At 46.1% G+C, this 22,435-nt stretch carries 17 protein-coding genes; 16 read left to right on the top strand and 1 reads right to left on the bottom strand.

The annotated features are described in order from the left end of the window. Positions 1-3: 3 nt before the first annotated feature. From ABEQ74_RS28550 to ABEQ74_RS28475, 16 genes are all read left to right on the top strand, one after another. Positions 4-687 carry a DapH/DapD/GlmU-related protein gene (locus ABEQ74_RS28550; protein ID WP_430125574.1) on the top strand — a complete coding sequence of 228 codons (684 nt, stop codon included), beginning with the start codon at positions 4-6 and terminating at the stop codon, positions 685-687. A gap of 18 nt (positions 688-705) precedes the next feature. After that, the gene (locus ABEQ74_RS28545) at positions 706-1,707 is read left to right on the top strand and encodes a 3-oxoacyl-ACP synthase III family protein (RefSeq protein ID WP_430125573.1); all 1,002 of its coding nucleotides are present in this window, start codon (positions 706-708) and stop codon (positions 1,705-1,707) included. A 31-nt stretch (positions 1,708-1,738) separates the two neighbouring features. Next, on the top strand, positions 1,739-1,981 hold the full coding sequence (locus ABEQ74_RS28540; RefSeq protein WP_430125572.1) for an acyl carrier protein: 243 nt from the start codon (positions 1,739-1,741) through the stop codon (positions 1,979-1,981). Next, positions 1,981-2,355, top strand: coding sequence for a GtrA family protein (locus ABEQ74_RS28535; RefSeq protein ID WP_430125571.1), 375 nt, complete (start codon positions 1,981-1,983; stop codon positions 2,353-2,355). The genes ABEQ74_RS28540 and ABEQ74_RS28535 overlap by 1 nt, the downstream gene beginning before the upstream one ends. Positions 2,356-2,454: 99 nt before the next feature. Continuing rightward, the gene (gene rfbC / locus ABEQ74_RS28530) at positions 2,455-3,000 is read left to right on the top strand and encodes a dTDP-4-dehydrorhamnose 3,5-epimerase (protein ID WP_430125570.1); all 546 of its coding nucleotides are present in this window, start codon (positions 2,455-2,457) and stop codon (positions 2,998-3,000) included. 11 nt (positions 3,001-3,011) lie between these two features. Continuing rightward, complete coding sequence (gene rfbB, locus ABEQ74_RS28525; protein ID WP_430125569.1) at positions 3,012-4,034, top strand: dTDP-glucose 4,6-dehydratase; 1,023 nt, start codon at positions 3,012-3,014, stop codon at positions 4,032-4,034. After that, on the top strand, positions 4,031-4,915 hold the full coding sequence (rfbD, locus tag ABEQ74_RS28520) for a dTDP-4-dehydrorhamnose reductase (RefSeq protein ID WP_430125568.1): 885 nt from the start codon (positions 4,031-4,033) through the stop codon (positions 4,913-4,915). The genes rfbB and rfbD overlap by 4 nt, the downstream gene beginning before the upstream one ends. Positions 4,916-5,000: 85 nt before the next feature. Next, the gene (locus tag ABEQ74_RS28515) at positions 5,001-5,930 is read left to right on the top strand and encodes a glycosyltransferase family 2 protein (RefSeq protein ID WP_430125567.1); all 930 of its coding nucleotides are present in this window, start codon (positions 5,001-5,003) and stop codon (positions 5,928-5,930) included. 92 nt (positions 5,931-6,022) lie between these two features. Beyond that, positions 6,023-6,934, top strand: a complete 912-nt coding sequence (locus ABEQ74_RS28510) for a glycosyltransferase family 2 protein (RefSeq protein ID WP_430125566.1) — start codon at positions 6,023-6,025, stop codon at positions 6,932-6,934. Then, positions 6,931-8,331, top strand: coding sequence for an undecaprenyl-phosphate glucose phosphotransferase (locus ABEQ74_RS28505; protein WP_430125565.1), 1,401 nt, complete (start codon positions 6,931-6,933; stop codon positions 8,329-8,331). The genes ABEQ74_RS28510 and ABEQ74_RS28505 overlap by 4 nt, the downstream gene beginning before the upstream one ends. Positions 8,332-8,449: 118 nt before the next feature. Beyond that, positions 8,450-9,319, top strand: coding sequence for a phosphatidylinositol-specific phospholipase C/glycerophosphodiester phosphodiesterase family protein (locus ABEQ74_RS28500; RefSeq protein ID WP_430125564.1), 870 nt, complete (start codon positions 8,450-8,452; stop codon positions 9,317-9,319). A 263-nt stretch (positions 9,320-9,582) separates the two neighbouring features. Beyond that, positions 9,583-10,272 (top strand): heptaprenylglyceryl phosphate synthase, encoded by a 690-nt coding sequence (locus ABEQ74_RS28495; protein ID WP_430125563.1) that lies wholly within the window; start codon positions 9,583-9,585, stop codon positions 10,270-10,272. Between the two features lie 324 nt (positions 10,273-10,596). Next, positions 10,597-12,927, top strand: a complete 2,331-nt coding sequence (gene pcrA, locus ABEQ74_RS28490) for a DNA helicase PcrA (protein WP_430125562.1) — start codon at positions 10,597-10,599, stop codon at positions 12,925-12,927. Between the two features lie 143 nt (positions 12,928-13,070). Further along, on the top strand, positions 13,071-15,083 hold the full coding sequence (gene ligA, locus ABEQ74_RS28485) for an NAD-dependent DNA ligase LigA (protein WP_430125561.1): 2,013 nt from the start codon (positions 13,071-13,073) through the stop codon (positions 15,081-15,083). Between the two features lie 518 nt (positions 15,084-15,601). Further along, positions 15,602-20,104 carry a S8 family serine peptidase gene (locus ABEQ74_RS28480; protein WP_430125560.1) on the top strand — a complete coding sequence of 1,501 codons (4,503 nt, stop codon included), beginning with the start codon at positions 15,602-15,604 and terminating at the stop codon, positions 20,102-20,104. 373 nt (positions 20,105-20,477) lie between these two features. Continuing rightward, positions 20,478-20,669, top strand: a complete 192-nt coding sequence (locus tag ABEQ74_RS28475) for a hypothetical protein (RefSeq protein WP_430125559.1) — start codon at positions 20,478-20,480, stop codon at positions 20,667-20,669. A 64-nt stretch (positions 20,670-20,733) separates the two neighbouring features. Here ABEQ74_RS28475 and ABEQ74_RS28470 read toward each other — a convergent pair whose 3' ends face one another. Then, entirely contained in the window at positions 20,734-21,993 is a 1,260-nt protein-coding gene (locus tag ABEQ74_RS28470) for an MFS transporter (protein ID WP_430125558.1), read from the bottom strand. Positions 21,994-22,435: the final 442 nt, after the last annotated feature.

The raw sequence follows: 22,435 nt of genomic DNA, 5'->3' as shown, positions 1-22,435 counted from the left end.
AAAGTGAAGGCTGATTCATCTATAGTATATTCAGATCACATAGGTTCCAATGTTGAATTAAGGGATTATTCAATAGTTTATAAATATGCTAGGATACAGGATAATGTTATTATTGGAGAACACTCTGTAATTGGCAGAAGTGCAACTCCAACTTCTGTTATGAAGAAAGAACTATCAAAAATTAAAGAAACTATTATCCATGAGGGAGTCTCTATATGCAGCAATGTGATAATTTATGAGGATGTAATAATTGGTAAGGGATCTCTAATAGGGGATAATTCATCTATTATGCCTAATGTTAATATTGGTGAAGAAGTATTAATAAGTCGTGGGGTCAATATAAATACTGAAGTGACTATAGGAAATAATACCAGAATTATGGATAACTCCCATATAACTGGAAGGGTTTCTATAGGTAACAATGTATTTATTAGTGTAGGTGTAACTATGGCAAATGACAATTTGTTCGGACTGAATGGTTATGATGATAAAGTAAGTGGAGCAACGATAGAGGATTATGTATCTGTTGGAGTTGGTTCAATCATATTGCCAGGTGTAAGGATTGGAAAAGGTAGCATAGTTGCGGCTGGTTCCGTTATAAAAAAAGATGTGCCTGACTATGTGATTGTTGCAGGAAACCCTGCTAAGATAGTTTCAAAAGTACCATCGTCAATGAGAAGAAATTAATATTAGGGGATGGACCAAATGATTAATAGTTATATTCGTGCAATCGAATACTACTTCCCAAATAATAAAGAATATAATGATCCAGAAGACAGAATGACAAAAAAAATAGGTATTGAAGTAAAAAATATTGCCAGTGCTGATGAATTTGCTTCTGATTTAGCGGTTGCTGCCGCCACTAAACTTTTTGCTTCAAGCAATGTAGATCCTACCGAAATTGACTTTATAATTTATTGCACACAGTCCCCAGATTATTATCTGCCTACAACGGCTTGTTTGATACAAGATCGTTTGGGGCTTTCAACAACATGTGGTGCTTTGGACATAAATCTTGGTTGTTCAGGATATGTCTATGGATTGTCTTTAGCGAAGGGATTGATTGAATCGGGATCGGCCCAAAATGTATTGTTTCTAACTTCAGATACTTACAGTAAATACATTAACCCAAAGGATCGCAGTGTGAAATTATTGTTTGGAGATGCAGCTTCAGCAACGATTATCTCGGCTTCGAAAAATCCGCAAAATGGTCAAATTGGTCCTTTTACATTTGGCACGGATGGGAAAGGTGCTAACAACTTAATAGTTTATGGGGGAGGATTAAGAGAGCGGATTACATCTGAGTCATCAATTGAAGAAGAGGATGAATTCGGAAATATTCGATCACGGAGTAACTTGTATATGAATGGTTCAGAAATATTTAATTTTGCAATGAAACAGGTCCCCAATGCAGTTAATGGTCTTTTAAAGAAAACCAATGAAACAATTGAAGACTTTGATTATTTCGTCTTTCATCAAGCTAATCAGTATATGCTTGAATCGCTTAGAAGGAAAATGAAAATTCCTAATGATAAATTTTCAATAGAATTTTCTGATTGCGGAAACACAGTGTCTTCTTCTATCCCGATAGCTTTAATTAGAGACTATAAATCAGGTAAAATAAAGAATGGAGATAAGGTATTATTAGTTGGTTTTGGAGTCGGCTATTCATGGGGCGTAGGAAGTGTAGTATTGAATATGCAATAAATACACTAACAGAATCATTGGAGGAATTAATATGAAAATTGGAGAATTTGTAAAAGAGTTTGAAGAAATTCTTACGCTAGAAGCGGGCACAATTACATTAGATTCTAAGCTTAATGATATTGATGAATGGGATTCTCTTACGAAAATAGCACTTAGCGTATTTCTAGAAGATGAATTTAATATTCACCTAGAACAAAGGGAGCTCGACAGTTTAGAGAGCTTGGGGGATATAGTTGAAAAAGTTAAAAGTCAACTTGAATATGATGAGGCATAATGAGATTTATATTAAAAAAGCAATTTATTAGATTTGCATTTATTGGTTTGCTAAATACAGGGATTACCTATGCCCTGTATTTGGTGTTTTTAGGTTTTTTTTCGTACCAGATAGCTTATGCTGTTTCGTATATATCAGGTATTATTATTTCATTTTTCTTTAATACATCCTTTGTGTTTAGATCAAGAATATCCATATTGAAGTTTTTGAAATATCCTTTGGTTTATGTCGTGCAATTCATCCTTAATTGGATAGTTTTGAAGATATCGGTTAATTATTTCGGTATTCACATAAAACTAGCGCCTTTAATTGTGATCATTATTTCTATTCCAGTTACATTTGCATTAACTAAGTTTATTCTTGAAGAAAAATAGCTTCTCATATCAAGTTCTTGGCTTTAATGCATATACTGGAAAGGTAACTAAGTTTGGGTATGCCCACCATTAATTAACTTTATGGGAGGAATAAAAACAATGAAACTAACTCCTCTAAAACTCGAAGGGGCCTACCTAATGGAACCAGTAGTACATGGGGATCACCGGGGCTTTTTTATTGAACGCTATAGAGAGGATTACTTAAGGGAAATAGGCAGCGGTACTTTTGTTCAAGATAACCATTCTTTATCTTCTGAGATAGGTATACTGCGCGGTATGCATTATCAACTCAATCCTAAAGCTCAAACGAAGTTGGTTTGGGTTCTTTCTGGAGAAATTTATGATGTGATTTTAGATATTAGAAGAAGCTCTCCAACCTTTGGTCAATGGCTTGGGGTTCTTTTGAGTGAACAAAATAAACGCCAATTATTAGTGCCAAGAGGTTTTGCACATGGTTATTGCACTTTAGCACCGAATACTCAAGTCCTTTACAAAGTCGATGAGTATTATTCCCCCGAACATGACCGCGGCATATTATGGAATGATCCGGCCCTTGGCATCGATTGGCCGACATCTCAGCCGATTCTATCGGATAAAGACCAGCGGCATCCGCTGCTGAAAGATGCAGAGATGAATTTTGAGTAAGGGAGATACCTATGAAGATCCTGATTACCGGCGGTGCCGGTTTTATTGGCAGTAACTTTATTTTATATATGATGAAGCAATATCCAGAGGATGAGATTGTCAATCTGGATGCTTTGACGTATGCAGGGAATTTAGAAAATCTGAAATCAGTAGAGAACGAACCCAATTATACCTTTGTTCACGGAGATATTGCAGACAAAGTCAAAGTGGACGAAATTTTCCGCGGTGGCATCAATGTTGTCGTCAACTTCGCAGCTGAATCCCACGTGGATCGGAGCATCCTGGAACCAGAAGTATTTGTTAATGCAAACGTTTTGGGTACGCAGGTTTTGCTCGATGCTGCGAAGAAATACGGTGTAACGAAGTTTGTACAGGTTTCTACTGATGAAGTTTACGGGTCTCTGGGGGAGACAGGACTTTTCTCCGAGACGACGTCACTTGCACCAAACAGCCCGTATTCGGCCAGTAAGGCGGGGGGCGATCTGCTTGTCAGAGCTTATCACGAGACGTTCGGACTACCGGTGAATATTACCCGTTGCTCTAATAACTATGGGCCTTATCAATTCCCCGAAAAGCTCATTCCTCTCATGATATCCCGCGCATTAAGTGACGAGCCCCTCCCCATCTATGGTGATGGATTGAATATTCGAGACTGGCTATATGTCGAGGATCATTGCAGCGCCATTGATCTTGTTATCCGACAAGGACGCATTGGCGAAGTTTATAATATTGGTGGGAACAATGAGCGTACGAATATTCATATTGTTCAAACTATATTGAAGGAACTGGGCAAGCCAGAGACTCTGATTCGCTATGTGGAGGACAGACTTGGCCATGATCGGCGCTATGGCATTGATCCGACAAAGATTATGGGCGAGCTTGGATGGAAGCCGAAGCATAACTTTGAAACAGGAATCAAGGAAACGATCCAATGGTATCTGAACAATAAGGAATGGTGGACTCGTATCCAGTCTGGCGCTTATCGGGAGTATATGGCGAAGCAGTACAGTGGCCGGCTGGGTGATAAGGCATGAGAGTTCTGGTAACCGGGGCATATGGTCAGCTCGGGCAGGATGTTGTCCAAGGCTTACAGCAAGTAGGTCATGATGTACAGGGATTCGGCCGAGCTGAACTGGATATCACGAATTTGGAACAATGCTTCTCTGTCCTATCGAAGAGTCAACCTGAGGCCATTATTCATTGTGCTGGATACACCGCTGTGGATACTGCTGAATCCGATGTCGATGGTGCCTATCTCGTAAATGCGGTAGGAACACGAAATGTTGCGCTTGCGGCAGAGAGAGTAGGTGCCAAACTGGTACACATCAGCACGGATTATGTATTCAGGGGTAATGCAGAGCGGCCGTACTCGGAATATGATTCAGCCGATCCGCAGACGGTATATGGCCAATCCAAGCTTGCGGGGGAGCAGATGGTCCGCGATTTCTGCTCCCAGTGGTTTATTGTAAGAACTTCCTGGATATTCGGGCTTAACGGTAGAAATTTCGTGAAAACAATGATGCAACTTGGACAAGATAAACCTGTGCTGCAGGTTGTCAATGATCAGAAGGGATCTCCGACCTATACGGTTGACTTGACCCGTTTCTTACTGCAATTATTACCGACTGAGAAATACGGAATATATCATGCTTCTAATAGTGGATCTTGCACATGGTATGAGTTTACCAAGGTTATCTTTGAACAAGCAAGTGAGCAACTTGGACTAAGTATGACTGCGAAACTGGAGCCATGCACGACCGAGCAATTTCCAAGACCTGCTCCACGACCAGCCTATTCAGTAATGGATCATCTTGCGATTCGGATTAACGGGATGCAAGATTTACCTCACTGGAAAGTTGGATTGATGCAGTTTATGGTAGATATCAAGGAGCGCCCTGATTTATACTTAATATGAGAGTACGGCGACTGAAAAGACCTGATCTACAGATCAGGTCTTTTGTTTAGTCACCATCAGAGTGTTTTTGGAGGTACATAGATGTATGGTAAAAGTACAAGTACTACTATCATCATATAACGGAGCAGCTTATGTCGAGGAACAGATTCATAGTATTCTTCAGCAACAGTATCCTCCAATATCAATGCTCATACGAGATGACGGTTCTTCGGATGAAACACCCGAGCTTCTGAAGAGATTAGAGGCTGCATATCCTGATCGGATTACCGTAATGATTGGGAATAATGTAGGCGTAGTGGCGAGTTTCTTCGAATTACTACAGCATTCAGACCCGGCAGCGGAATACATTTGCTTCTGTGACCAAGATGATGTGTGGCTGGAACATAAGGTAGAGTCAGGCGTTGCTCGGTTAAAGTCGGCTATCTATACGGAAGTACCTGCAATGCTGTTTACGCCTGCTCACCTAACGGATGAACATTTGAACCGTCTGGGTGTATGGCCGAAGCCTCCTGCTCGGCAGCCTTCCTTCTATAACGCACTCTATGAGAACATCGCCATTGGGGCGACCATTATGATGAATGCAACGGCCCGTAATTTATTTGTGAATAGCAGAAAGCCTAATAGTAGCAATATACTAATGCACGATTGGTGGTTCTACCTACTGGTGTCCGCATTTGGGACGGTTATCTATGACCATTTGCCTTCGATGTTATACCGACAGCATAGCCATAATGTAGTGGGTGGAAGTAATACGCTGTTTGGTAAATTGAAGAGTAAATGGGCGAGCTTTAAGAGGCATACCGGAACGGACTTACTGCGAAAGCAAGCACAAGAGTTTCGGGAAATCTATGGAGCTCGATTAAGTAGTGAAAAAAGGGAGCAGCTGGATCTGTTTCTCTCATCGCGTCGCAGTTTGAGCGAACGTATCCGATATATCAGTCGCAGCAAGCTGTACCGTCAATCCCATGCTGAGAACCTGCTTTTTAAATTTTTTATCCTGATCGGCTTTATATGAGACTAGCAGGATTTCCTTATAATTCCGACATACAACCAATCTCTGTGCTATAATGTCGATAGATTACTATATTTGTCAGGAGACGTTATGCAATGGATTTAAGCATTCTTATTGTGAACTATAACACCTGTCAGCTGACGGTGGACTGTTTGCGATCTGTGTTTGCATCGGAGACAGAATATACATATGAAGTCATTGTGATAGATAACAACTCGAAGGACGAGTCGGTCCAGACGATCCGGGAGTTATTCCCGCAGGTCAAGTTAATCGAGAATACGATTAACACCGGCTTCGCCAAGGCAAACAATCAAGGGATGGAAGTTGCGGAAGGGCGCTATATGCTGCTCCTTAATTCCGACACGGTGATTCGACAGGATACGATTGAGACGATGGTAACCTTTATGGATGATAATCCGATCATCGGTGCTTCAGGCTGTAAAATCGTTCTTCCGGACGGTTCGCTGGATAAAGCTTGCAAAAGAGGTTTTCCCACTCCCTCCGCATCCTTTTACTATGCGTTTGGGCTCAGCAAACTGTTTCCGACTAAACCGAAGTTCAACCAGTATCAGCTGGGTTATCTGGATCCGGATGTGGAGTATCCGGTGGATTGCCTGGTAGGAGCATTCATGCTGGTACGCCGTGATACGATCGAGCAGGTTGGCGGGCTGGATGAGTCGTTCTTTATGTATGGTGAAGATATCGACTGGTGCTATCGAATTAAGAAGGCAGGCTGGGGAATTCACTACTATCCCCGGACGACGATTATCCATTATAAAGGCGGCAGCGCCCGGCGCAGGCCGTTCAAGATCATTTACGAGTTCCATCGGGCAATGATTCTGTTTCATCGGAAGCATTACCGGCAGAAGTACAACCTATTCGTTAATGGAGCCGTGTATGCCGGCGTTGGGTTGAAAATGATGCTGTCCCTCCTGACCAACCGGCTGAAGCCGATTCGCCCCGCAACCATAACCCAATCAGCGGGTGGAGTAGAGGTGAAATCATGATCCGCCAGAATCAGGGTTTCCTGACCAAATTGTATATGATAACCGATTTTGCTTTTATCCAGCTTTCCTTTCTAATCGCTTGGTGGGTGAAATTTGCGAGCGGTTGGTTTCCGTATGAAAAGCCGTTGCCCATTGAGTCCTATGCACTTTGGAGCTTGGTGTACGGTGCGGTTGCCGTTGTGGTTGGCATCATGATTTCCATATATTCGCCCAAGCGGAAAAAGCGCTTTGCCGATGAGTTCATGAAGATTTTCCAGATGCATTTTATCGGAATGTTCATTCTCCTGAGCATCATGTTCTTTGTAAAAGAAGTGAACATCTCTCGTTGGTATCTCGCCATCTATATGATTCTGAACGTGGCCTTCATCATCTTGTATCGTTACTTTCTGAAGAAATCGCTGAAGCACTTTCGGGAAAAAGGCTATAATCGTCAATTCGTACTTATCGTGGGCGCTGGTACGCTGGGCAAGAGATTCTTCAAGAATCTTAAGCAATATCCTGAGCTTGGCTACGAAGTTATCGGTTTTCTGGATGATTACCAGCAGTGGGACGAGAACGAAGCCAAGTATCTGAAACCTATTTTGGGTTCGGTCAGTGATCTGGAAAAGGTGTTGAATAATAAGCTTATCGATGAGGTCGTGCTAGCGCTCCCACTCGATGCCCATCATAAATATCCGCATATCATTGCTGCTTGTGAAAAAGCAGGAGTGCGCACGCTCATCATTCCTGACTTTTTCGATTATCTACCGGCTCGGCCGGTGTTTGATAATTTCGCAGGCATGCCAATGATCAACGTTCGCGATATTCCGCTCGATTTGGCAGCAAATCGCTGGTTTAAGCGTGCATTTGATATCGTTTTTGCATCCGTGGCCATCATTCTCACCTTGCCGGTGATGATCGGCATTTACCTGGGGATCAAATTCACTTCGCGTGGGCCTGTTATTTTTAAGCAGGAGCGGGTTGGACTAAATCGCAGAAACTTTTATATGTATAAATTCCGCTCCATGAAGCCGCTGCCGGAAGGGGCCTCCGATACGGGGTGGACTGTTGAGAATGATCCGCGCCGTACCAGGTTCGGCTCTTTTCTCCGCCAGACGAGTCTGGATGAGCTGCCGCAGTTCTTCAATGTCTTGCTCGGTCATATGAGCGTGGTGGGTCCTAGGCCGGAGCGTCCTTACTATGTGGAGCAGTTCAAGGAAGAGATTCCGAAATATATGGTGAAGCACCATGTACGCCCGGGTATTACAGGCTGGGCGCAGAGTAATGGACTGCGCGGCGATACCTCGATTGAGGAACGGATCAAGCATGATATTTTCTATATCGAGAACTGGTCCATTCTGTTTGATATCAAAATCATCCTGCGTACTATTCGCAACGGATTCAAGAATGCATACTAATCATATTCCAACATACCGTCATTTGGCAGCCGCCAAATGGCGGTTTTTGGTTTAACGGGTCATCTGACAGGGTATTTACCTAGCAATAACGATACTCGATGCAGAAGGTGGGGATACCATGAAACGGATCGCAGCAGTCCTGTTTTTATGTACCGCCATGATGATTTTATTTCTGACCTTTAACGTGAATGAGAAGCAGCCGGAGGGATTTACCGCCTACCGCTTGATTGCTCATGCTATGGGCAGCATCAGTGACCAGCCCTATACGAATGCATATGAAGCGATGATTGCGAACTACGAGCAAGGCACCCGGGTATTTGAGATCGATTTAATGCTGACCGAGGATCGCAAAGTTGTTGCGCGGCATGAATGGACAGAGAGCATGACACAGCAGCTTGGCCAGAAAGATAAACTTCCTGAAGATAAGCAATCAGCACGGCTGAGCCATGAGGAATTCATAAACACGCCGATTTTGGAGCAATACCAGCCAATGGACATCGACGCCATTATGGATATGATGCAGCGTCATCCCGATATCTATATCGTGACAGATACGAAGGAGCAGGAAGAGCTGGATATCGAGTACCTGTTCACCGAGATTGTAAAGGCTGCGAAACAGCGCAATCCGGAGATTCTGGATCGGGTCGTCGTCCAAATATACAATGAGCCGATGCTTGATATGATCCGGGACATCTATCCGTTTGAGTCGATTATATATACGCTATATGCAACGCAGGATTCACCCGACAAAATCACGGCTTTTGTAAAGAACCATGATATCGCTGCGGTTACCATGCCGGAATATAAAGTCACCCCGAATTTCGTAGCGAAGCTGAGAGAGGCCGGTGCCGTGACGTATGTTCACACCATCAATGACATCCGTACCGTCAACAACTATGAAAAATGGGGGGTGTATGGCGTTTACTCAGATTTGCTGACAGAACCGGAGCTGGAGAAGAGCAGTTTGAGATATAGCCTTACCAAGTGAATGACTTGTAGAGTGTCTTGTATAGTTTCAATTTATGTACTACCTATTTATATTGTCTTATTGTCTTATTGTCTTATTGGTCTTGGAAGCGTCCTGTACCAAAGTCCGCCTTTTCAAAAGAGAATGGCGGGCTTTTTGATGTCATGAGACCCAATTACCAAAAAAATGTTCGTATTTTATGCGAACATAAATTGACTTGATACCCGTGCTGGCATAGACTTGTTTTAGTATGATAGTAACCCGTGAACGTGGAGGAATGACGCTTGAAAGAGATGATACAATCCTGGAGGCATGTGTTTAAGCTGGACCCTGATAAGGAGATCAGTGACGACGCGCTTGATGCGGTATGCATGTCAGGAACCGATGCCATTATGGTTGGAGGTTCAACCGGAGTCACTTATGAAAATACCGTGGATCTTCTATCCCGAGTTAGACGTTATGAGCTGCCATGTGTGCAGGAAGTGTCGGACCTGGAAGCCGTTGTACCCGGATTTGATCTGTACATGGTCCCGATGGTTCTGAATACGCAGGACCCAACCTGGATTATGGGCAGGCATCATGAGGGTATTGAGCGATATGGATATATGATTCCATGGGATCTGGTCGTAACCGAAGGCTATATCGTATTAAATGAGCAGGCGGCCGTTGCCAAGTTGACGGGGGCGGACACATCCATCGATGCGAGCGCTGCGGCTGCTTATGCGCAGATCGCGGACAAGCTCATGAATTTGCCGATTGTGTATCTGGAATACAGCGGCGTGTTTGGAGATATGGAGACGGTGCGAACCGTCCGAAGATCGCTGGACAACGCACGTTTATTCTATGGCGGCGGCATTACGAACGCCCAGCAGGCGGTGGAGGCAGCAGCCAGTTCAGATACGATCGTGGTCGGTAATATTATTTATGATCAACTGGAGCAGGCCTTGGAGACGGTAAAGGCTGTGAAAGGCTGAGCATTTCAGCAGTAGGGCGGGTTGATGCTTGAACATATAATATAGATGTATATCGCCCCTCCTCAAGCTTTTACCGTTTTTTTTCTTGCTTTCACTCACTTGCTTTCACTCACTTGCTTCATTCATTAGCATTATTTATTGTTTTATTTACTTGTTTTACTTATTAGTTTCACTCGCTTGTTTTACTTATTTGCTTCATTCATTTGTATCACCATTGTTCTTACTTGTTTCATCTAACCTATTAGCATTTAATTCCAATATCTCTAAATCTCTAACAAGGGTTCCCCCTTGTATTCAATCTACATCCCCTAGGAGGCAACCAATATGCATTCCATTGACATACAAGAGGCCGTAAGACGTCTCAATCCCCAGCAGCGTCAAGCCGTTGAAGCAACCGACGGACCGCTGCTTATTATGGCGGGTGCCGGTTCAGGCAAAACGCGGGTGTTAACCCACCGGATCGCATACCTCATCGCCACACGTAAGGCAGCACCGTGGAGTATTCTGGCCATTACATTTACGAACAAAGCAGCCCGCGAGATGCAGGAGCGGGTATCCAAGCTGGTCGGCCGGGAAGGCCAGGACATCTGGGTATCGACCTTCCACTCGATGTGTGTGCGTATTTTGCGCAAAGATATTGAACGGATTGGCTTTACGTCGAACTTTAGCATTTTGGATTCAACAGATCAGCTGTCAGTGATCCGGAATGTGATGAAGCACCAAAATATCGATCCGAAGAAATTCGAGCCGAAGGCGATTCAAGCCGCAATGAGCGCGGCCAAGAATGAGCTAATCTCCCCGCAGCAGTATGAACAGAAGGCTGGGGACTATTTTGAATCCCTGGTAGCCAAGGTATACACCGAATACCAGAAGCGCCTGAAGAGCAACAACTCCCTGGATTTCGACGATCTGATTATGACCACGATTCAGCTGTTTAAGGAAGTACCCGAGGTTCTCGACTTCTACCAACGCAAATTCCAATACATCCATGTGGATGAGTATCAGGATACCAACCGGGCGCAATACATGCTCTGCCGCATGCTGGCGGACAGTCATCACCGCATCTGCGTTGTGGGCGACAGCGATCAGTCCATCTACCGTTGGCGCGGCGCAGACATTACGAATATCCTGAATTTCGAAGAGGATTATCCTGAAGCGAAGACGATTCTGCTCGAGCAGAATTATCGTTCGACCTCCAACATCTTGAATGCTGCTAACAATGTGATTGGTCTGAATACCGGCCGCAAGCCGAAGAATCTGTGGACCGAGCAGGGTGAGGGCGAGAAGATCAAGGTGTTCCGCGGGGATTCGGAGCATGATGAAGGGTATTTTGTTACCTCGGAGATCAGCAAGAACGTTAAAGCTGGCAAAAGCTATCAGGATCATGCGATCCTGTACCGGACGAACGCGCAGTCCCGCGTAATCGAGGAAATTCTGATTAAATCGGACATTCCGTACCAGATTGTTGGAGGCATCAAGTTCTATGATCGCAAAGAGATCAAGGACATGCTTGCTTATCTTCGCCTGATTTCCAATCCGGACGATGATATCAGTTTAACCCGCATTATTAATGTGCCAAAAAGAAGCATCGGTGACACCACCGTCGGCAAGCTGGCCGCCGCAGCCGCAGAGCGGGGCATCTCCATTTTCCGGGTGTTGGAAATCGTGGATGACCTCGGCTTTGCCGGACGTACGCGCAATGCGCTGGTGAGCTTTTACGATATGATTGCCGCACTCAGCCGCATGGTGGAGTTTTTGTCGGTAACTGAGCTGACGGAAAAAATGCTGGAAATGTCCGAATACCGGATCGAGCTGCATAATGAGAATACGATTGAATCTCGCTCTCGACTTGAGAATATCGACGAGTTCCTGTCGGTTACACAAGAGTTTGAGAAGAACAACGAGGATAAGTCGCTCGTCTCCTTCCTGACGGATCTTGCCTTGATCGCTGACATCGACTCGATGAACGACGACGAGGAAGACCGTGATGACGCGGTGGTACTCATGACGATGCATAGTGCGAAGGGACTGGAGTTCCCGGTAGTGTTCATCATCGGCATGGAGGAAGGGGTATTCCCACACAGCCGCGCATTCATGGATAATGAAGAACTGGAGGAAGAGCGCCGACTTGCTTATGTAGGTATCACGCGCGCCGAGAAGCAGCTGTTCTTATCCTGTGCGCGTATGCGTACATTATTTGGCCGCACGACAGCGAACCAGCCTTCGCGCTTCCTGGATGAGATTCCGGAAGAACTGAAGGAAGATACTCAGATGGCACATGACCGCTACCGCCGCGGAGGTGGAAGTAGTGTGGGTGGTTCTTATGCAGGACGCGGCTTCGGCGGAGGCGGAGGCAGCAACTTTGGCGGCGGGCGTGCAAGAGATCTTTCCCTCGGAGGATCAACGGCTTCTGCAGAATCAGCGCCGAAGAGCCGAGTGACCGTGACCACCGGTGGGCCTTCCCGCAAGCCAGCTGCTTCCGGAGACGGAGAGTTCAAAGCCGGCGACAAAGTCGCCCATGGCAAATGGGGAACCGGTACGATTGTAGCGGTAAAAGGCAGCGGAAACGACATGGAGCTGCAAATTGCTTTCCCGGCACCTGTAGGCGTGAAGCGTCTCCTGGCCGGTTTTGCGCCGATTACGAAGGTGGAATAAACGAGCTAGCATCCTCTCGCCTTATAAGAGCGGATGTTTTGACAACAATATAATATAATAGTGGGATTAACCATGGCCGCACGCTTGTTATGGGAGCGAGAATGAGGATGGCCTTTATATCATTGAAGGAGGATGGCCCTTGCATGGATTTCAAGGATAAGATGGAGAAGCTCGTTGCGGAGCTGAACAATTACAATTACCATTACTACACGCTGGATCAGCCGCTTGTAAGCGACAAGGAGTATGATGCTCTGTACGACCAGCTGGTAGCGTTGGAGACAGAGACTGGAGTGACACTTCCGGATTCTCCGACCCAGCGGGTAGGCGGCGAGATTTTGAAGGGTTTTACCCCGCACCGCCATTTGGCTCCGTTATGGAGTTTGGACAAGGCCCAGAATATCGAGCAGCTCCGTACCTGGCATGATCGCGTAGTCAGGCTGGTCAATGACTACAATACGAAGAATCCCGGCAGTCCTCTGCCGACTCCTTGCTATGCATTGGAACTGAAGTTTGACGGATTGACGCTGAATCTGACCTATCAGGATGGTAAGCTGGTTCAGGCGTCGACTCGGGGCAACGGTACAGTTGGCGAGGGCATTCTGTCTCAGGTGAAGACCATCAAGTCGGTGCCGATGACGATTCCCTACTCGGAAGGGACAATTGAAGTACAGGGTGAAGGTATTATGAACCTGTCTGTGCTGGAGCAATATAACCAGACTGCCGCCGAGCCGCTAAAGAATGCGCGTAATGCGGCCGCAGGAGCGCTTCGTAATCTTAATCCGAAGGTGACGGCAGAGCGCAAGCTGAATGCTTACTTCTATAATGTAGGTTATTCCGATGGAATCACCTTTGAGAGCCATAAGGAAATGATGGATTTCCTGCGTGAGAACCGGCTTAAGGTCAATCCTTACATTTTCTACTTTGAGCAGTTTGATGATGTCATGGAGCAATTGGCCGATATCGAGAAGCGCCGCTCGGAGCTCGACTATCTTATTGATGGAGCAGTTGTGAAGGTAACGGATTTCCGCACCCGCGAAGCGCTTGGATACACCGATAAATTCCCGCGCTGGGCAGTTGCCTATAAGTTCGAAGCGGAAGAGACCACGACTGTGCTGGAGGCTGTTACTTGGAACGTGGGCCGGACCGGAAAAATAACGCCGCTTGCGCGTGTAGAGCCTGTTGAACTGGCCGGAGTTACTGTACAGAATTGTACGCTGAACAATGTCGGAGACATTGAGCGCAAGAACCTCAAGTTCGCCCTCGGCTCCCGGGTATTCATTCGCCGTTCGAATGACGTCATTCCCGAAATTCTCGGAAAAGTAACGGAGGAGCAGGATGGCGAGGAAATTCTGTATCCGGAGGCATGTCCTTCCTGCGGATTCCCGCTGGAGCAGCGCGGCGCCCATCTGTTCTGTAATAACAAGACCGGATGCAAGCCGCAGATCGTAGCACGGATTACGCATTTTGCCTCCAGGGATGCCATGGATATTGAAACATTCAGCGACAAAACCGCCATTCAGCTGTATGAGGAGCTGAGCGTGAAGGAGCCGGCTGATCTGTACACGCTCTCCTTTGACAGCTTGATTAAGCTGGAGCGTTTCGGCGACCGAAAAGCGCAGAATCTGCTGGATGCCATCGAGAAGAGCAAAGAGCGGGACCTCGCATCATTCCTCTTCGCCTTAGGTATCCCGAATACGGGGAAATCCACAACCAAGATGTTGGCCGATCACTACCGTGATCTGCACCGTGTGATGGAAGCGACCCCGGAAGAACTGGTGGAGCTGCCGGACGTAGGCGGCATTGTGGCCGAGAGCATCGCCGGATACTTCGCCGATCCGTTTGCGCGAGCGAGCATTGAGAGGATGCTGTCTTTGGGCGTCCAAGCGAAAGCGCCGGAAGCCCCGAAGCCAGTCAGCAGCGATTCTTATTTCAGCGGCAAAACGGTCGTGCTGACAGGCACGCTCCATCTGCTGACCCGCGAAGAGGCAACGGAACGACTGGAAGCCCTCGGGGCCAAAGTCACCGGCAGCGTATCCAAGAAGACCGATCTGCTGATCGCAGGGGAAAAAGCCGGCAGCAAGCTGGCCAAAGCCCAGCAGCTAGGCATTGATATTTTGGACAACGAGGAAGAGTTCGTGAGGCTATTGAATGAATAGTGCTGGCTAGGTCAGTGGCTATTAGGCCAGCCAGTGTGTAATATGAGGTATACAATCGTTGGGGGTACCCCTCTGACTGTTCCGAAGCGATCATGATGAAACAACGAGAAATGAAATCTTAAATCATGCAATTCAACCATAGAAGAAAGGGCTGAGCTGTGTCGTTACGGACGCAGTTCAGCTCTTTTTTGATGTTAAGGAAAAGAACACTACTAATATAATGACCATCCTTCCCCCGCTCCCACATACCCCCACTCACTCCTTATGCATATCCTTAAATTCCTTCAAATCTATCAACTTATCTACCATTCGCCAAAACCTCTTATATAATCGACTGGAATTAACAAAAAAATACATATATAGACGAAGGATTCTATTTTTGGATTCTAGAATTATTCACCATGGGTCAGTTTTGATGCAGAAAGGAGTGGATAACCAAGTTTGGCAGCACGGAACTATGGAGATATCCCGGACCCTGAATGTGATTGGGACATCTACCTTATGGGAGGGGCAAAGCCTTGAGTAAAAAGTTATGGTCCGTACTATTAAGTTTTCTATTAACGTTGTCACTAGTTGTACCGGCAGCTGGGGCTGCTCCGTCAGAGCAACAGATCGAACTGGACAATTCACTGAGCGCCGATGAGGCAAGGCAGCTTAAGGATATCCTGAAGCAGCGGGCTAAACTAGCAGAGTTTCCCCAGTTGGAGCAGAGCCTGAGGAGATCCTCGGCGGGGCCTGCGAGAGTCATAGTGGAGTTGTCGGCTGAACCTGTTGCTTTGGCTAAAGGTATATCCTTTTTACAAGGTCAATCCTTTAATTCTTCGGCGGAAGCAAAGGCAGAAGCACAGGTAGAGCTGGAACAGCAGACTTTTATCCGCGATTTGAATACGAAGAATATTACGCATGAAATATCGGAACAGTATCGCTACGCATTCAATGGGGTGTCAATGGAAATCGACGCAAGCCAGGTTGAAGCATTGCTGGATATTCCTGGCGTACTGGGCGTATATCCCGATGTGGAGGTAAGCGTCGGTCCGAAGGATGAGGTGAAGCCTTACATGAAAGATACAGGGCCGTTCATCGGTGCACCAGATGTATGGGAGCTTGGATATACAGGAAAGGGTATTAAAGTAGGTGTTATTGATACGGGGATTGATTACACTCATCCTGTCTTAATAGATGCTTATAAAGGCGGATATGACTTCGTTGATAATGATGATGATCCTTATGAAACGACCCCCCTCGATTGGGAGAATGATCCTTCCGATCCTCCGGAAGTCAATGATAAGGGAAGCACCTACTGGACCGATCACGGTACGCATGTAGCGGGTACCATCGGAGCACGCGATGCTGGCGAATATGGAGTAGTGGGAATTGCGCCAGAAGCAGAGATTTACGCATACCGCGTTCTGGGGCCTTATGGGAATGGTTATTCCAGCTGGGTACTGGGAGGGATCGATCGTTCCGTGGAAGATGGAATGGATGTCATCAACCTCTCACTAGGCAGTGCGCGTAATGACCCGGATTATGTGACTTCTGTAGCTCTCAATAATGCTGCATTGGCTGGTGTCACGCCTGTTGTCGCTAGCGGCAATTCAGGTCCTGACCGCTGGTCGCTCGGATCGCCGGGGGCTGCGGCCTTTGCGATTACGGTGGGGAATTCGACAGGGCCAAGTGATGAAATAACGGCAACTTCGCATTTTTTCACGCCGGCAGAAGCGCCAGGAGAGTCGATTGTAAACAAAATTGCCACAGAGGACCTTCAAGCAAACACAGCACAACCGGCAAATACAGAAGCACAGCCAGACCATGATGATGCAATTGCATCAATCGTTGATCCGGAAGAACGGGTACCTGGCGGGGAAACCGAATCTTCAGATAAAGAGCAAGATGGAAATGCAGATCAGCCAGAAGAAGGTAGCATCGATGATCCGGGATTTGAGGAGGAGGCCTCGGAAGTTGTTAAGGAGGAAGATAAAAGTCCATCGAAAATCAATAATGCTCCAGTGACGGTAGTGAATGCTACATATGAGCTGGATTTGATGGCTTGGAATTTGGCAGAAGACCCGGAAGTCGTTTTGGACGGAGATTTTGAATTGGTCTATGCGGATTTAGGCAAGCCTGAGGATTTCGCGGATAAAGACCTAACGGGTAAAATCGCATTGATCAAACGTGGCGATCTCGCCTTTGTCGATAAAATTGCGAATGCAAAGGCAGCGGGGGCAGTGGGAGCTATCGTATTCAACCAGAACCCGGGTCCAATCGACGTTCTGCTTGGGGACAGCTTTGCTTTCATACCTACCTTTAGTATGAGCAAGGAAGATGGCGATTATATCCAATCGCAGTTGGCTGCCAATCCGGATCTCAAGGTGAACTTCTCCGACTTTAAACGTGAACGAAACGCAGGGGATGAAATGTATGGCTCCAGTTCACGCGGACCGGCTAAGAAGACGCTGGATATCAAGCCTGACGTCGTTGCGCCTGGGACCAGCATCTTGTCCTCCGTTCCAAGGTATGGAAAGGTAGACCCCAATGCCGATTACAGCCAGTCTTATGATCGTCTTACGGGAACCAGCATGGCATCTCCACATGTGGCAGGGCTTGCGGCTCTTATTTTGGAGAAGCATAAAGATTGGTCTCCATTCGATGTAAAAGTTGCTTTGATGAATAACGCCAAAGTGCTGAATACCGACGTTTATGAAGTCATGGATCAGGGGGCGGGGCGAGTACAAGCGCTGCAGACGATCCAGGCAGAGGCTTTGGTGAAGGTCTTGGACAAGACATCTTATCAGGAGTATGGATCAGCGAACCAACGGGATAACATTACTGGCAGCATCAAATTTGGCAATTTCACTGGACAATCTGCGAAGACCGTTCAGAAAAAAATAAAGGTAGAACGCATCGGAAGCACAGGCGGCACATTTAATGTAATCATTAATGACACAAAGTCCACGCCGGGCGTCCATGTCACAGTAGATAAAACATCCTTTACACTTCAAGATCAGGAAGAGCTGACGGTAACCCTTCAGGTACTTGAAGGTATCAAAGGTATATCAGAACAGCAAGGCTATATTACCTTCACGAATGGAAGTCAATCTTATTCTGTTCCTTACGCAGCATACTTTAATCTGGAGATTACGGGCGTGAAGTATGTCAAGGCGTATAGTGATACAGAAACCTACTTGCCGCATATTCCATTGACCGAGACAGGTGAATTGGGCGAATTGAACCTCGCTTTTGAATTCTACAACCCGATGAAGCTTGTCATTGTAGACTTGTATGACAGTCTTAATCCAGAAGCAGGGGTAGATGAAGATGGTATTATCGGCCAAGTATTCGGCGCAGAAGCCCTTTTTAATACAAATATTCCATATACGTTAGGCTGGACAGGAAAATATATGGATTACGAAACGGGCCAAATTGCAGAGGTTCAGGACGGACTGTATTCCATCCAGCTGTTATCCTTGGATACGAATAACAAGGTGCACTCGGACCATGCTGCGATTCCCTTCTTCGTGAAGAGAGCAGCTCCTGTCATCCAGACGGAGCAGAACGTCAAACTGTCCAGCAAGAACAAACCTGCATTAACCGGTACAATCGATGATTTCTATGTAACGGCTGCTCCAGCCATGTGGGAAGAGTGGGGAATTAAATTCGATGTTAGCGAATGGCTGAATGCCAGTTATGTCGTTAAAAGAGCGAACCAATCGGTGGCCAAGCAAGGCAGTTTCGAGGTTGAGCAAGATGGTTCATTTAACATTGCATTAGATGGATTATCTCCAGGCCGTTATGCCGTTGAGATGAATGTCAAAGACCGTCAAGGGCTTCAGGGAACGGCTTCGGTAACCCTGCAGCTCACGGGTGAACCGGGATCTGGCAATCCAGATCCTGTTAACCCTGAACCAGGTAATCAGGGTGGTGGCTCAAGCGGAGGAAGTGGTGGCGGTTCATCCTCGGGAGGCGGAACCCCTTCCACTCCAGCTCCTGAAGTAATAGGTGACGCCAAAGTAACCACCAAGAAAAATGCAGATGGTTCCGAGTCAGCAACAGCTGCCTTGTCAGAAACGAAGGTTACCGCAGAAATCGCAGGTGAGGGCGATGAAGTGAAGCTGGACATTTCGAAGCTGAATTTCACGAAGTACAGCGACGTCACATTCACATTAAACAAGGCGACCGTTGAAAAACTGAAAGCGTCAGGCAAACCGCTGGTTATTACGGGTAACGGCTTCACCTTGACCGTGTCTGCCGATGCTTTGGCTGATTTCACAACAAGCAGTGGATTCAGCTTAGTGATTTCCGTGGCTGCAAGTAAAGCTAGCTCCAGCAGCACATTAAATGCAGTGTCATCAGTTGTTTCAGTCAAACACGGAGAGAAGTTCAAACATCCGCTGCTGCTGACATTGAACTATGACCCGGCAAAAGTGAAGGATAAGCGTAAGGTGGGTGCTTACCTCCAATCGGAAACAGGCGACCTGAAATCCGCAGGATTGCTGAAATCGTCTACACGAGGCTCGATCACATTCCGTGTCAACGGACCGGGATCTTATGTAGCTGCTGAGAATAACGTAAGCTTCAATGATATCGTCAAACATTGGGCCAAGGATGAAATCGAAGTTGCTGCGTCACAGCATGTCACGAATGGAACAGGTGCTGGCCGGTTCTCACCAAACAATGTGGTGACCCGTGCCGAATTTGCGACGCTACTTGACCGCATTTTTGAAACAGGCATCGATTGGGAGACACGCAGCAAGGAAGCGGGAGCCAAGAAGCCGCTGACCCGCGAGGACATGGTCATGATGATGGCAGAGGTGATGGATATCGATGTTGCCGAAGAAGGCTTGTTGTCATTCCAGGACAATAATTTGATCTCGGAGGATGCACGTGCAGCCGTATCTTTCTTCGTATCCCAAGGATTAGTGAAGGGCGTAAACGGCAACCGCTTCGCACCGGGAGAGACATCTACACGTGCTCAGGTATCCATCATTGCATACCGATTGCTGAGTGCTCTAGACAAAATCTAAAGTTTTATATCATTAAATATTTTCTGGATGATGTTCGCTGAAGGTAGACTGGAATAGAACTCAAAGACCCTGATCTTTCAGGGTCTTTGTTATTTAATGCAATGAATAATTTGCATGAATTTCAACACCATCATCGTTTTTGAGGACATGTATGATCAACGGACGGAATAGTCCCTCTATGTTCAATCATTCTTTTAATTAAGCCTAATCCGCAAGGATAGTCGTAGGTGTGATTTATTCTGGTTTCATTTTTATTAAGTATATTAATTTTTTCTTGATTGCTTTGTTTGTACTCCCTGTTATTTTAATTAGTGATCATTTTATATATGATAGATTGGATAATGGAAAAGGCGGAGGGGGAAGGAGGCCAGATATGAAAGCCAACAAAGTGTTCTATGGGAGTATCGGCTTGTTGCTGTTCTTTATTCTCGTCACGGTGATAGGGAATATAGCGGAGGGGGAGGCACCTAATACGATTCGATTGAGCATCGAATGGCTGACCAAGTATGCATTACCATGGATATTCCTATACTGGTTCATTAAACTTGTTCGAAAAATGAAATAAAAGATACTCATCACCGTATCTGCGATGATGAGTATCTTAATGCTGCAATGGACCTGTTTTTGTTTTAGGAATCCTTGGCCCATTCGTCCAACTTCTCATCTCCTGGCAGGAGGAGAGCAAGCAGGCCGAACAAAGGCAGGAAGCCTACAGCAATAATGACATTGCTGATTCCCCAAGCATCCCCGAGATTTCCGAGCACCAGGGAACCGATCCCTCCCATGCCAAAGGCGAAACCAGTGATCAGTCCCGATACCGTTCCGATATTGCCGGGATACAGCATTTGTGCATATACGACTGTGACCGAGAAGCTCGACAGAAGTACAAATCCGCCGATTAACAATAACACGGCTGCCCAGAACGGAGAGGCAAAAGGAAGAATCAATGCTATGGGTGCCGTGCCGATCATAGAGAGCAAGATTAGATTGCGTCGACCGAAGCGATCCGCCAGTGGACCTCCGAAGAACGTGCCGACCGCTCCTGATGCAAGGAATAGAAAGATGTAGATCTGAGCATTATCTATAGTGATCTTATAAGCATCCATAAGGTAAAACGCATAATAACTGTTGATTGCTGCACCATACCATGAGCGGACAAACACGATGATGACAAGGAGCAGGGTGGCCCTACGTATACTTTGGCGGCGTGCGGGATCAAGCATGCGCCCCGCGGCTCTCTTTTTAAATGTGTAACCTGCCTTGAGCATACTGTGGTACCAATGGGCGATATAGGACTGCACAATGATGCCTGCCGCAGCAACGAAGGTGAATCCAATCGCACCGAACTGTCCAAAAGGAACGAATATGTACCGTGTCAGAAGTGGTGCCAGTGACTGACCGGCATTTCCTCCTACCTGAAAGATTGATTGGGATAACCCCTTTCGCATGCCCGCAGCCATATGAGCGACACGCATGCCTTCAGGGTGGAAGGTCGCAGAGCCTAATCCGATCAATACAACAGCGAACAAGACGAGGATATAGGTATGGGCATAGGCCAGAATAAATACACCTGCGAACGTGAAGCACATGCCAATCGGAAGCAGGATCGGTGTCGGCCTTCGATCGGCGGCATACCCGATAACCGGCTGAATAATAGATGAAGTAAAGTTGATCGCGAAGGAGATCCAGCCAATCTGCGTAAAGGTAAGAAGAAGATTATCCTTTAATATAGGAAAAATAGCAGGAATCACGGATTGAATTGAATCATTAAATAAGTGCACAAAACTGATAGCGAGTAAGATTTTGTACACGGTAGCCTGCTGCTTGGCCTCACCCATAGGTTGAGGGGCGGTTTTTGGCTTTGGAAGAGCTAAGCTCTTGTCTGACATTAGGCGGGCTCCTTTCTGATGAATGAACTTGATACGTGAAAGTAATGAACTAACATTAAATCCTTTTATATAGGAAATCAATTGCAATTCAAGATGATATTTATACAATGATAAAGGGCGTTCGTTATAAAAACATGGACATAATCAGTGTTATGAGAAAGTCGATATGTTTTATTCAAAAAGTGCTTGCTATATTATTTGTACCATGGTATATTACTAGATGTCGCTTTTGACGAAAGCTTTTAAAGCTTGTCGAACGGCGTCGAAAAAAAGTGTTGACATCAAGTCAGATACTTGATAAGATATAAAACTGCGCTGCTGATTGAAGTTGATCGGCAAAGCAGCCAACAAGTTCCTTGAAAACTGAACAAATGGATCACGTCAATGTAACACAAAGCAAACGTTAATACGTTAGCTTCTAAATGAGCAAGTCAAACACTTT

The sequence above is a fragment of the Paenibacillus solani genome (genome assembly GCF_050475945.1).
Taxonomy (GTDB): Bacteria; Bacillota; Bacilli; order Paenibacillales; family Paenibacillaceae; genus Paenibacillus_AQ; species Paenibacillus_AQ solani_A.
Note: the sequence above shows the minus strand (reverse complement) of the source record. Positions and strands in the feature narration are given on the sequence as shown.

What these genes read in the sequence shown, in the direction of transcription:
- ABEQ74_RS28545 (WP_430125573.1), top strand. Translation starts at nt 706, where the DNA reads ATGATTAATAGTTATATTCGTGCAATCGAATACTACTTCCCAAATAAT.
- rfbD (WP_430125568.1), top strand. Translation starts at nt 4,031, where the DNA reads ATGAGAGTTCTGGTAACCGGGGCATATGGTCAGCTCGGGCAGGATGTT.
- ABEQ74_RS28540 (WP_430125572.1), top strand. Translation starts at nt 1,739, where the DNA reads ATGAAAATTGGAGAATTTGTAAAAGAGTTTGAAGAAATTCTTACGCTA.
- rfbB (WP_430125569.1), top strand. Translation starts at nt 3,012, where the DNA reads ATGAAGATCCTGATTACCGGCGGTGCCGGTTTTATTGGCAGTAACTTT.
- pcrA (WP_430125562.1), top strand. Translation starts at nt 10,597, where the DNA reads ATGCATTCCATTGACATACAAGAGGCCGTAAGACGTCTCAATCCCCAG.
- ABEQ74_RS28505 (WP_430125565.1), top strand. Translation starts at nt 6,931, where the DNA reads ATGATCCGCCAGAATCAGGGTTTCCTGACCAAATTGTATATGATAACC.
- ligA (WP_430125561.1), top strand. Translation starts at nt 13,071, where the DNA reads ATGGATTTCAAGGATAAGATGGAGAAGCTCGTTGCGGAGCTGAACAAT.
- ABEQ74_RS28475 (WP_430125559.1), top strand. Translation starts at nt 20,478, where the DNA reads ATGAAAGCCAACAAAGTGTTCTATGGGAGTATCGGCTTGTTGCTGTTC.
- ABEQ74_RS28510 (WP_430125566.1), top strand. Translation starts at nt 6,023, where the DNA reads ATGGATTTAAGCATTCTTATTGTGAACTATAACACCTGTCAGCTGACG.
- ABEQ74_RS28500 (WP_430125564.1), top strand. Translation starts at nt 8,450, where the DNA reads ATGAAACGGATCGCAGCAGTCCTGTTTTTATGTACCGCCATGATGATT.
- ABEQ74_RS28515 (WP_430125567.1), top strand. Translation starts at nt 5,001, where the DNA reads ATGGTAAAAGTACAAGTACTACTATCATCATATAACGGAGCAGCTTAT.
- ABEQ74_RS28470 (WP_430125558.1), bottom strand. Translation starts at nt 21,993, where the DNA reads ATGTCAGACAAGAGCTTAGCTCTTCCAAAGCCAAAAACCGCCCCTCAA.
- ABEQ74_RS28535 (WP_430125571.1), top strand. Translation starts at nt 1,981, where the DNA reads ATGAGATTTATATTAAAAAAGCAATTTATTAGATTTGCATTTATTGGT.
- rfbC (WP_430125570.1), top strand. Translation starts at nt 2,455, where the DNA reads ATGAAACTAACTCCTCTAAAACTCGAAGGGGCCTACCTAATGGAACCA.